Source organism: Bordetella ansorpii (genome assembly GCF_900078705.1).
GTDB classification, from domain to species: domain Bacteria; phylum Pseudomonadota; class Gammaproteobacteria; order Burkholderiales; family Burkholderiaceae_B; genus Bordetella; species Bordetella ansorpii_A.
On the sequence record NZ_FKIF01000004.1, the window covers coordinates 61,189 to 71,232 of the forward strand.

Annotated in this window: 11 protein-coding genes; all 11 read right to left on the reverse strand. The window is 66.1% G+C overall.

Annotated elements, in window-relative coordinates; translation table 11 throughout:
- Positions 1-4: 4 nt before the first annotated feature.
- A complete protein-coding gene (locus A6745_RS10255) occupies positions 5-2,896 on the reverse strand; it encodes a conjugative transfer ATPase (protein ID WP_066126600.1) in 2,892 nt (963 codons plus the stop codon).
- On the reverse strand, positions 2,896-3,345 hold the full coding sequence (locus A6745_RS10260) for a TIGR03751 family conjugal transfer lipoprotein (protein WP_066126602.1): 450 nt from the start codon (positions 3,343-3,345) through the stop codon (positions 2,896-2,898). Before A6745_RS10260 ends, A6745_RS10255 begins: the two co-directional genes overlap by 1 nt.
- A complete protein-coding gene (locus A6745_RS10265) occupies positions 3,326-4,753 on the reverse strand; it encodes a TIGR03752 family integrating conjugative element protein (protein ID WP_066126604.1) in 1,428 nt (475 codons plus the stop codon). Before A6745_RS10265 ends, A6745_RS10260 begins: the two co-directional genes overlap by 20 nt.
- Positions 4,743-5,678: a TIGR03749 family integrating conjugative element protein gene (locus tag A6745_RS10270; protein ID WP_066126605.1), complete on the reverse strand. Its 936-nt coding sequence runs from the start codon at positions 5,676-5,678 to the stop codon at positions 4,743-4,745. The genes A6745_RS10265 and A6745_RS10270 overlap by 11 nt, the downstream gene beginning before the upstream one ends.
- Positions 5,675-6,367, reverse strand: a complete 693-nt coding sequence (locus tag A6745_RS10275; RefSeq protein ID WP_066126607.1) for a PFL_4703 family integrating conjugative element protein — start codon at positions 6,365-6,367, stop codon at positions 5,675-5,677. The genes A6745_RS10270 and A6745_RS10275 overlap by 4 nt, the downstream gene beginning before the upstream one ends.
- On the reverse strand, positions 6,364-6,774 hold the full coding sequence (locus A6745_RS10280) for a TIGR03750 family conjugal transfer protein (RefSeq protein WP_066126608.1): 411 nt from the start codon (positions 6,772-6,774) through the stop codon (positions 6,364-6,366). Before A6745_RS10280 ends, A6745_RS10275 begins: the two co-directional genes overlap by 4 nt.
- 12 nt (positions 6,775-6,786) lie before the next feature.
- Positions 6,787-7,146 carry a TIGR03745 family integrating conjugative element membrane protein gene (locus A6745_RS10285; protein ID WP_066126610.1) on the reverse strand — a complete coding sequence of 120 codons (360 nt, stop codon included), beginning with the start codon at positions 7,144-7,146 and terminating at the stop codon, positions 6,787-6,789.
- A 16-nt stretch (positions 7,147-7,162) separates the two neighbouring features.
- Positions 7,163-7,396, reverse strand: a complete 234-nt coding sequence (locus A6745_RS10290; RefSeq protein WP_013520781.1) for a TIGR03758 family integrating conjugative element protein — start codon at positions 7,394-7,396, stop codon at positions 7,163-7,165.
- Positions 7,393-7,776: an integrative conjugative element protein, RAQPRD family gene (locus tag A6745_RS10295; protein WP_066126612.1), complete on the reverse strand. Its 384-nt coding sequence runs from the start codon at positions 7,774-7,776 to the stop codon at positions 7,393-7,395. The genes A6745_RS10290 and A6745_RS10295 overlap by 4 nt, the downstream gene beginning before the upstream one ends.
- 98 nt (positions 7,777-7,874) lie before the next feature.
- The gene (locus A6745_RS10300) at positions 7,875-8,624 is read right to left on the reverse strand and encodes a TIGR03747 family integrating conjugative element membrane protein (RefSeq protein WP_066126613.1); all 750 of its coding nucleotides are present in this window, start codon (positions 8,622-8,624) and stop codon (positions 7,875-7,877) included.
- Positions 8,621-10,044, reverse strand: a 1,424-nt coding sequence (traD, locus tag A6745_RS10305; RefSeq protein WP_066126626.1) for a type IV conjugative transfer system coupling protein TraD, incomplete at its 5' end; no start/stop codon positions are given. The genes traD and A6745_RS10300, both read right to left, overlap by 4 nt.

Below are 10,044 nucleotides of genomic sequence, written 5' to 3' on the forward strand. Positions count from 1 at the left end.
GCTGCTACTGCGGTAGGTTCAGGGCGGGCGATTCGATGCCGCGCGCCCGGTCGATCTTCTCGGCCACCTTGAAGGCCGCTTCCAGTTCGGTGCAGCCGTATTGCTGCATGAGCTGGTAGCGCTCGGCCTTCTCTTCGGGTTCTGTTTGCGCGAGCGCGAGATACAGGCTCGGCGGTACGGCGCGGAACAGCACTTCCATGCTCTTGGAGAGAATGACGCCCTCGGTGAACTTGCCGGCCTCTTTGCGGGCCGAGAGCATCAGCGCCTTCTGTGCTGGGCTCAGTTCGCGGAACCGCGCGATCTTCTCTACTTCATCGGGCGGCATCGACAGGCAGATCCACCACTCGATCATGTTGAGCATCGGTTCCGCGGCGCGCGGCAGGTCGTCGATATTTTGTGTAGCCAGCCAATACCAGGCCCCCAGCTTGCGCCACATTTTTGTGATTTTGACCACGTAGGGTGCAAGCAGCGGGTTACGGGTAATGATGTGTCCCTCATCTGTTACGTTGATGATCGGACGGCCCAAATACTGATCGCGTTCGGCGATGTTGTTCACCGTGCTGATCAGGCTGATGTAGGCGATGGAAAGCTGCGCGTTGTAGCCCTCGCGGGCATACGTTGCCAGGTCGACCAAGGTGATGTCGGCCTCCGGCCACGGAGATCCGTCGCGGTCGAACATTTCGCCGTCCGTGCCTTGGCAGAACATATCCATCGCGTCCGCCATCTCCAGCAGCCGCACGCGCCGCATCTCGGGCAGCGTCGGGTCCTGGCCGCGTTCGCGCAGCGCGTTGCGCACGTCTCGCGTAAGTACCGTGCGCTTCTCGCTACCACCACCACCGTGGCAGTGCTCGGCAGCATCAAGGATGCACTGGCGGATCAGCGAGCGGTCGGCCCGCGTCATCCGGGCTTCCTCCTTGTCCTCGCCGCCCGTGATCATCAGCCGCGCAGTGATCTCCAGTTCACCGAGGACATCGCGCTGTTCGTCCGCCTCGATCACCGTGGCATCCGGCGGCAGGTCTTCGTCCAGCGCATCGGCATCAAGCGTCCGCACATCGCTGGGTGTTTCGATCAGCCGGCGCGCGTCCGCGAATGGCGCGAGGCTGATACCCGAGCCAGGAGCCAGCTTGACCCGGTTCACGGTCAGGCCGAGGCGTTTGGCGAAATCGCTGAACAAGCCGAAGCTGTTGCCGGCTTCCACCACAAAAAGCCGTGGCCGGTAGATGGCCGTGATCTGGTTCAAGAGGTTGTTGAGCGTTGCGCTCTTGCCGCTGCCGGTGGGGCCGAACAGGAACAAATGGGCGTTCATCTGCCGGTCCAGGCGGTTGAGCGGGTCAAACGTGATGCTGCCCCCGCCGCGATTGAAGAAGGTGATGCCCGGATGTCCAGTGCCCTGAGCGCGGCCCCATACCGGGGACACGTTCGCAACATGCTGCGCGAACATCAACTGCGTGTACCACTTGCGCCTGTCCTGGGCGGGGTTGTAGCAACACGGCAGCCAGCGCAGGTAGCTGTTGAGCGGCGCCACCTCGTCGTCTTCGCGCACGGGCTGCAAGCCGGCATTGAGCATGACGTTTGCCAGGTCCAGGCCGCGCCGATCCAGTTCCGCCTCGTCGCGCCCGCGCAAGTAGAACGCCAGCGTTCCCCGGTAGAGTTTGTGCGCGCTGCCGATCAGGGAGCGCGCCTCATGCACGTCCTTGAGCGTTTGTTCTGATGCCAGCGTCTCGCCCACGGCTTTCTTCGCCAGGTGGTTCAAGTCCGCTTCCAGCACATCCTGTGGCGTGGCGACCATGGTGAGACACATCAAGGTGTCTTCCGGCATCTGGTCGAACAGCGTGTTGATGGCATCGCCCTTGCGCGTCTCCCCAGTCAGGTGCCCCGTGCCGGGTGGCATGCGCAAGCGGTCGGTGAGCAGCACGCGGTGCGGCATGCCGTCAAAGGACCAGGTTCCGTGCTTCACGTCGGAGCGAGGCTGGCCGAAGAACAGCCGTTGGCTGAAATCACGCCCACTCGCCAGTTCGATCTCGCCGTCTTCGCTGTCCCCGATGCTGTCGGGGTAGCGTGCCAGTGCGTAGAAACGCTCCCGATCCTCCGCCCCAGGCCCGAGCAGCGTGGGGTTAGGGTTGAACCACCGCAGCAGCCAGTCGTGGACATCGGCCGCGACCATGCGCCGGGCCTGGATGCCGGCGTTCGCCAACCCGCCGCACAGGCGGTCGCAGACGATATTGAGCATCTGCTCGGGCGTCTGGCCGCGGCGGCTTGCCTGGCTGGTGGCACGGCGATAGACCACCATGCGCACGCGCCGCGTCTGTCCGCGCCAGCGCAGCCGCGTGACCACCGTGTCCTCGAACAGCCCGCCCGGCTTGGCCACCGCGCGCAGGTGGTGGCCGAAGAAGCGCAGGTAGAACTCGGTGAAGGCCGTATCGCGGGCGCGCGGCTGCACGTAGTCGCGCAAGGTCTGCATGTACTGATCGAAGTTGGGTTCGTCCTGGGCATAGAGCTGGAGCACCCAGGGGTTCTCGTCCAGCTCATCGAAGCTGTCTTGCAAGGCGTTTTCGAGCGCATCGCGGGCATGGGCAAGCCAGCCGGGTTCCCGGCCCTCGGTGCCCAGGGGCACCAGCTCGTAGAACGCGGCCACCGATTGCCCGTCCTCCAGCAGCATGGACTTCGATTGGGGCAGGAACTCCACCCATGGCAGCAATTCCACGAACGACGGCGCGACGTCATACAGCGCTTTCTCGTCGGCCACGGTCGCTGGCCTGCGGCCCTGGACCGCTGCGCCGGGTTCCGGGATGCCAGCCTGGCGCAAGGTCTCGACGTGGCGCTGCCAGCCGTCCGGCTGTTCGTCTTCGCCTGCGCCGGATGCGGCCAGCTTCGGCCAGGAGAGTTTCCACCGCATCAGTAGTCCTCCACGCGCTCGCCGGGCATGGCGTACTGGATGCGCTGATACAGCGGGAAGACCGTGCTGTAGCCTGGCACAGGGACAGGGTCCGTGCCCGACAGGTGCGGGTACACGTACATGACCAGATCGGGATTGGGCAGCCGGTGGAACTGGCGATAGACCTCGTTGCGTGCGGTGCGCGTGTAGCGCATCTGTTCGGCGGGCGCGGCCAGCACGTCAGCGTCGGTCAGAGGCCGGCGCAGGCTCTGGCGTGCATCGAGCAACTGCCTGCCCGCGACCTGGCCGGCCCTGCCGCCGCTATCACCGGCCTCCCGCTGCCAGATGTCCATCATCGTGCTGTCGCCGTGGGGCAGCAGCTTTTCCTTGCTGGTGGCGCAGCCGCCGAGTACGGCGACGGCAACGGCCAGCACCAGGCCCCGGGCCGGGTTAGTCAAGTTCGAGTGCATGGCTTTCTCCTGCGCGGTGATCGACCTTGCGGCCTTCGGCATCGAAGTCGATGGCGAGCGGTTTTTCGAGATGGACGGCGACCTTCGCGCCGGGCTGGACGTAGACGGCGGCAAAGGCCTGGCCGTACAGCTTGTTCACCCAGTCGGCCATGTCGCGCACGCCGCCGGCCAGAATGCGGCCCATGGCCTCGTTGCCGGAGATGCCGACGCTACCGATGGAGCCATCAGCGCCCACGTAGGACATCTGGCCGCTGTCGCTGTCGATCAGTGAGGCCACACCGGCACCAGCGGCCGTGATCAGGGCTTGCGAGCCGAGGTACTGCTGGGCGTTGCTGCGCCGCTCCCCACTGACGCAGGGAATGCCATAGGGATCGCTGATCCAGCCCAGGCCCCCACTTTGAGCGTTCTGCTGCTGGCTGTTCTGCTGATTGCCGTCGCGGTCATCGGGGACCGTGCGAATCGTGCCGTCGTGGAAGACGAAGGTGATGCTGCGCACCTGGCCGCGTACGCACGAGAGCGTCCAGTCGCCCGAGGCGGTGCCGGAGAACACGGCGCCGGCCACGTCGGGGATGTCGATGCCATTCGCGGTGAGGTTGTCCGCCCCGACCAGGACTTTGAACGGATAGGGATCGTTCACCGTGTCATCGATCGGCACACGGCCGATGAGCGCCGTCATCGCGACAGACCCCATCAGCGTCGAGTTCGTCGGCACGGTATAGACAGGCTTGGCGCTCTTGACGCCTGCGGCGCGGGCTCCCGCGTTCGCTGCGGTTTCCGCCGCACTCTCCAGCGTGCCCTGCGCGGGGCCGAAGCTCGTCGGGAAGTTCATGGCGCTGCCCGTGCCGCGACCGCCATTGCGCCCTTCAGCGGGCTTGGCGTCGTCCGGCTCGACCCAGCGCATGCCGCCTTCCATTCCAGCCTCGTCGCCATCCCGCAACCCCAGGCCCACGGGCAGATCGGCATGGCCGCCGCGCCCGCCGATGCCGTCCAGACGGCGCTGCAGATCGGCGAGCAGCCCCTCGGTCTGCTGGCGCTCGCTGGCCGCCTGCTGCTGATCACGGCGCAGGTTGGACCGTTCGGATTCGAGGGCTGAATTGATGCGCTGGTCGATGGCGTTCTCGCGTTGGCGCAGCCGCTGGTTCTCCTCGCGCTGTGACTTGTTGTCCGAAAGCGCGCCCTGAAGTTCGGTGCGCAACTGCTTCACCTGCGCCACCAGGGTTGCAACCGTATCGCGGGGCGTATCGCCCTCGATGCCCAGCGCCTTCATTTCCTCGGGCGTGAGTTGGGCGCTGGTATCCCCAGCGGGTGGCACCGACGCGCTTCCACCCGAGAACAGCCGGATGGCGATGAACAGCACCAGCAGGACCACGGGAATCAGCAACCACTTCAGAAGTCCGTTACTGCGCATGGCCGGCCTCCTGGCTTTCCGTAGCTTCGCGTCCCTGTTCCGGCGGAGATTGCGGCTGCGGCAGATGCACGGCTGGGTCGAAGCGTTGGATCGCGGGCAGCAGCGACTGCGCCAGGCCGCGCCCGCGCGTCACCAGGTACAGGACGGTCGTGTCCTCGGGCGTTCCGCGGGGGCCAAGTGCCTCATGCTGGAAGGTGGCGGTGAGGAAATCGCCCTGCAGCACGCGCGGATCAAGCGTGACCCAACCCGCGCCACGGTTGGTCAGACGCACGGCGGTGACCCATTGGTCTTCCAGGCGCCACGACGCGATCGCGATCGCACGAACAGGCAGCGTCGGCATCAGCGTGGCGAGATCGAGGTCACGGCGCAGGTTCACCCGCATGACGCCGGGCAAGGCTTCGACGGTGCGCAGTGGCGCGTAGAGGTTCTGCGCGGCGAAGCGCGTCAGGACCACCGGCACCGGGGTTTCGCGCCGCGCCGACCGCGTGCCGGCGTGATCCTGGGTGCGTGCCGGGGTCTCGTCGGCATCGCCGGGCTGATCGCCGTAGCGCGCCGGGGGGCTGTTGCCCTCGACGATGCGCACCGGCTCCAGCTCGGCCTCGCCGTCCTTGGGTGGCTCAGCCGCAATGTCGAGCAGGATCAGGGCGCCCGTGTCGGCATCTTGCAGTTGCAGCCGCGTTGGCTCGATCGGCTCGTTGGCACGCAGGTACACCGCGCCGCCCGCGCTCTGCACGCGCAGGCGCTCGCCGATGCCTGCGGGCACGCCCACGCGGACGTTCCGGTCGATGAACACGATGCGCTCCTGGCCGACCTTCAGCGGAACCGCCAGCGGCATGCGTTCCCAGCGCAGGATTTCCACCGCATGGACAGCAGGAGCCGCAGCCAAGGCCAGCAGCCCCAACAGCGCGAGTACAGGATGCTTCATGGGGAGTTTCCTTCTTGAGGCGCTTGCGGAGACAGGCCGCCGGATGCCGGGCGCGTCGGCTCCGGTGCGCTGATGCGCTGGGGCGTGCCGTCGTAGCAGTCGAGCGCCAGGCCGAACGGGTTGCGCGCGGGATCGACGTCCACCCGCGTGACCTTGATGGGGTAGCGCACCAGGGCGCGTTTGATCTGCTCGGCGCCGTAGTACTCGTCGGCGCTAATGTCCAGCGTCACGACCCAGTCGCGGTCGGAGACCACGCGCACGCGCGCCGTGGGGTCGTCGCCGTAGCCACGACCGGGGATCTCATAAATCCCGCGCACGCGCTGGCGCAGTTCGCCCGTGCTGCGGCGGTAGTCGTAGTCGGCGCGCAGGAAGGCCTGGCAGGATGGGGTGAGGTATGGCGAGAGCGTGTGGAGGTTGCGCGTGTAGTCCTCCTCACCATTCGTCGGCCAGCGGTTGAGGGTCTGGAACACGTAGAACGTGAACGCATAGACCGACTCGGGCGGCACCTCCCACCACTTGCGGGTGCTACCGGAACGCAGGTCGGGCGGGACATGGATGGTCAGATCGCGCGGGGCGCTCCACCAGCCGCCGCCCATGACCAGGGCGACGATGACCAGCGCACCGGCACCCAGACGAAGCGTCCTGATGTGCGCCTGCAGGTGGGCAATCTCGTTCTTGAAGCGACTCATCGTGCCCCCCTTGAAGCAGACCTTCGGGTGGTCCAGAAGCCGGAGCGCGAGATCAGCACATGGCCGCCCACCCAGCCTGCCATCAGCGGATAGCGCGTGGCGATGCGCCATTGCAGTTGCCGGTACAGCCAAGTGTCGGGGCGCCCGCGCTTGAGGCGGCGCAGGATGCCGCCGCCGATGAAGACGCCGAAGGCCACGCCCAGGACGACGAACGTCGGCGCGATGGCGATGGTGCGGAACACCCACGACAGCGGCGCGCCGACCAGCAGGCCGGCGGCGCCGGACAGGCCGCAGCAGATCCACAGCTCGTCGGCGGTGAGGCCGCGCACGACAATGGGATGGCGGTTGAGCCGGTGCGGAAGGAACGTGACGGTCCCGTCCGCACGGACGTGCTGCTGCTCGGACATACCGGCCACGCCTTACAGGATGCCGGTGGCTTCGGTGAGCAGCCAGATGCCGATCACCAGCAGGACTGCGCCGATGGCGACCGTAAGGCCGAACTGGCCCCAGGTCTTGCGGCCAGTGTGGATTTCCGCGTAGGTGCCGTAGGCGTGGTAGCAGACGCCGATGAACATCGATGCCACCACCAGCAGGGCCACGAGCATGATGATGTCGTAGCCGTAGTTGCGGATGGTCTCCATGATGCCGTTGCCGGTGCCGCGCGTCGGGTTCTCCAACTGGGGCAGGCCCTGTGCGAACGACAGCGCTGGCAGCGCGGCGGTGCCCAGGGCCACGGCGGCGCGCTGGGCAAGACGGGAATGGAGGATGCGGTTCTGCATGGTCGGGCCTTTCAGGTCAGGAGAGGAGGAAGAACGTCAGTACGAGGTACATCGCGACGAAGCGGATGCAGACGCCGAGGAACTGGCGCTGGTTGAGGCGGCTCTCGGACCACCCCACGTAGGCCGTTCGGATGGCCCAGACGCCCCAGACGAGCAGGACCGCGAACACGACGCCGACCAGGACGGTCGCCATCGCGGAAGGCGCGATGCCGCTGTTGGCTTGAAATGCCGAGACCTGGGCGCCGTTCATGGCTTGCCCTGCGCAGTCGTCGTCGGCAGTGGCTCGGCTGCCCGCTCGGTGCGGTAGCTGCCGGCCAGTTCAGAGAGATCGCGCGGCTGGGCACGCGACGGTGTGAGATGGGCCTGGATGCCGGCGCGCACACGCGCCAGGTCAGCCAGCAGCCGCGGGTAATCGAAGTGGTAGCGCTCGCCCGGCTGGATCGGGGTATGCGAGGCGCTGTCGGCGACGGTGCGCTCCAGCGCATCGAGTTGGCGCAGCGCGGCAGCCAGCTCCTGGCGCTGCGCCGGGGACTCGGCCAACGTCATCGGGGACTGGCCCAGCAGGAGGGCCATCACGAGAAAAGTGGGCACGCCGCAATGCGCGGCGCGCTGCCAGATCGGAGCCAACATCGAGCCATTCCTGTGTGATCAGCAATGGCTCGATCGTGGAGAAAGAGGTGGATTTAGGCCGCAAACAATAGGAACTCGCCCACAACCGGATTGATGGCCTAGAGGTACTTCTTGAAGCTCCCCGCCGTCAGGCTCACGGCCAGTCCCAGCAAGGCGGCGCTGGGCAGCAGGATCAGCAGCGGATGCACCGAGATGGGCAGTGCCAGGTACGTGACCCACGGCAGCACGGCCAGTGGCATCAGGCTGGCTTTCGCACGGTGGTAGATGAAGCCGGATTCCCGGCCCGCGCCGAACCGTCGCACGTCCCGCCGCACCAGACCGTCGATGAGGCCGACGAATGCCGCCGTGAAGATCAGCGGCAGGGTCAGCAGCAGCACCAACAGGCGCACCAGGAAGGTCAACATGGTGAAGGCCGCGGCGATCAGGTAGCTCTCTGTCCAGACATAGACCTGGCTGATGTAGTAACGGAAGTTGCGCGCCTGTCCGTGGCTGGGCACGCGGGCACGTTCGGCGGTCTTGTTCATCCGGTCCAGCAGCCCCGAGCGCACGAACACCCATTCGTAGCCGGTATCCACCAGCTCGTGCGCCGTGCGCCCTGGCTCTTGCACCACCACGCTGCGCTGGAAATGCCCCGACAGGTGCCCCAGTTCGTATTGCAACATCTGCTGGGAGTGCCGCCAGCCCTGGTCCTTCCAGAACAGGTGCATGCCGACGCACTCCACCACGATCGAGAACAGCAGCGAGCCGATCAGCACCCCGAGCAAGCGAAACGGCAAGGTGATAGTGCCGACGATCAGACCCTGGCGCTGGTTCTGCTCCCGCAGCGCGGTCGAGGCGGTGTCCTTCATGGCGCGGCCTCGTCGGCACTGTGGTCGGTGTCGGTGGCCACCGCAGCAGGCTCGGCCGGAGCAGCATCATCCAGCAGGTCATCGGGCAAGGCCGCATCCTGCAAGGCAGGGGAACTGGTGAACTCCCACCACTGCGTGGCCTCGCTGTAGCTCCGGCGCATGTAGCCCGCGAGCTGTTGCAGATCCTGAGGCATGACCTCATCGGGGTCCGGTGCCGGCAGTGGCATGCGGACCTTCCAAAGCTGGCCGCCCTGCAGTAGCGCGAAGCACTGGCCCTTGGGCAGGCCGACGACGTGCGATGGCTCGATCATCGGCACGCTGGACATGCTGATCCGGTCCTGAGTGTTCGAGGTGAAGTCCGTAGCTCCGCGAATGTCCGAGCTATCGGTCGCGCCGCTCACGATGGTGGTGGTGTAGACCTCGACCTTCGGCAGTTGTCGCGTCAGCAGTTCGGCTGTAGCGGTTTCGCGCACGCGCAGCATGAACAGGTTGTTGAAGTTCCCGATGACCTGACCGGCCTTCGCGCGGTTGCCGATGCGGGCCTCGATGTCGGAGAGCGTCTGCGTGTAGGCGGTCACTTGCAGCCCCGCGCCGCCGCCTTTGTTGATCAACGGCACAAATTCATCGCCCATCAGCTCGTTGAATTCGTCTGCATGGACGTTGATCGGCACGCGCGTGCCAGCCGATGCCCCCGGCAAGCCATCGTCGATCCCGTGCTTGTAGATGTGGCCTGCGACCGACACCAGATCGGAGAACATGGAATTGCCGACCGCTGCGGCAACCTCTGCATCGGAGAGCGCATCCAGGCCCACATAGACGATGGCGCGCTTTCGGATCACCTGCATCCAATCGAAAATCGGGCGCGGGTCCGTCAGGTCGGAGTAGTTCGGGGCCAGAAGCTGGGCGATCTTGCCGCTGGTGAGCTTCTCCAGCAGCGGCAACAGGCTGGCGACGATCTTGTCGAAGTACGTCTTGTCGTAGCGGACCGCCGAGCGCAGACCGTCGAGCACCGGGTCGTAGTTGCGCGCCTGGGAAAGGTACTGCTCCAGCGCCACGACGCGCTTCTCGCGCCCGATCATGTTGCGCGGGATGTTCTTGTCGTTCAGTTTCGCTTCGAGTTGGACGATGATTTCCCAAGCCTTCGGTTCATGCTTAGCGAAGTAGTGCTGGGCGTACTCCAGAAACAGCGCGTCGATGTTGATGACGTGGCGCTGGATCAGCATGTAGTCCGGACGCTGCCCCAGCTCTACCAATGCGCGGGCGATGATGTTGACGAAGCGCCACGCGAACTCCCTGAAGGCCGCGCTGTTGCCTTCGCCGGAAAGCTGCCCTGCGATGCGGGTGGCGACCTCCGAGATGCGCCCGAAGCGACCCACTGCGTTGTAGCGGGCGCTGATCTCCGGCCACCCGAGATGAAACA

What these genes read in the sequence shown, in the direction of transcription:
- A6745_RS10280 (WP_066126608.1), bottom strand. Translation starts at nt 6,774, where the DNA reads ATGTCCGAGCAGCAGCACGTCCGTGCGGACGGGACCGTCACGTTCCTT.
- A6745_RS10295 (WP_066126612.1), bottom strand. Translation starts at nt 7,776, where the DNA reads ATGTTGGCTCCGATCTGGCAGCGCGCCGCGCATTGCGGCGTGCCCACT.
- A6745_RS10270 (WP_066126605.1), bottom strand. Translation starts at nt 5,678, where the DNA reads ATGAAGCATCCTGTACTCGCGCTGTTGGGGCTGCTGGCCTTGGCTGCG.
- A6745_RS10260 (WP_066126602.1), bottom strand. Translation starts at nt 3,345, where the DNA reads ATGCACTCGAACTTGACTAACCCGGCCCGGGGCCTGGTGCTGGCCGTT.
- A6745_RS10255 (WP_066126600.1), bottom strand. Translation starts at nt 2,896, where the DNA reads ATGCGGTGGAAACTCTCCTGGCCGAAGCTGGCCGCATCCGGCGCAGGC.
- A6745_RS10300 (WP_066126613.1), bottom strand. Translation starts at nt 8,624, where the DNA reads ATGAAGGACACCGCCTCGACCGCGCTGCGGGAGCAGAACCAGCGCCAG.
- A6745_RS10290 (WP_013520781.1), bottom strand. Translation starts at nt 7,396, where the DNA reads ATGAACGGCGCCCAGGTCTCGGCATTTCAAGCCAACAGCGGCATCGCG.
- A6745_RS10265 (WP_066126604.1), bottom strand. Translation starts at nt 4,753, where the DNA reads ATGCGCAGTAACGGACTTCTGAAGTGGTTGCTGATTCCCGTGGTCCTG.
- A6745_RS10275 (WP_066126607.1), bottom strand. Translation starts at nt 6,367, where the DNA reads ATGAGTCGCTTCAAGAACGAGATTGCCCACCTGCAGGCGCACATCAGG.
- A6745_RS10285 (WP_066126610.1), bottom strand. Translation starts at nt 7,146, where the DNA reads ATGCAGAACCGCATCCTCCATTCCCGTCTTGCCCAGCGCGCCGCCGTG.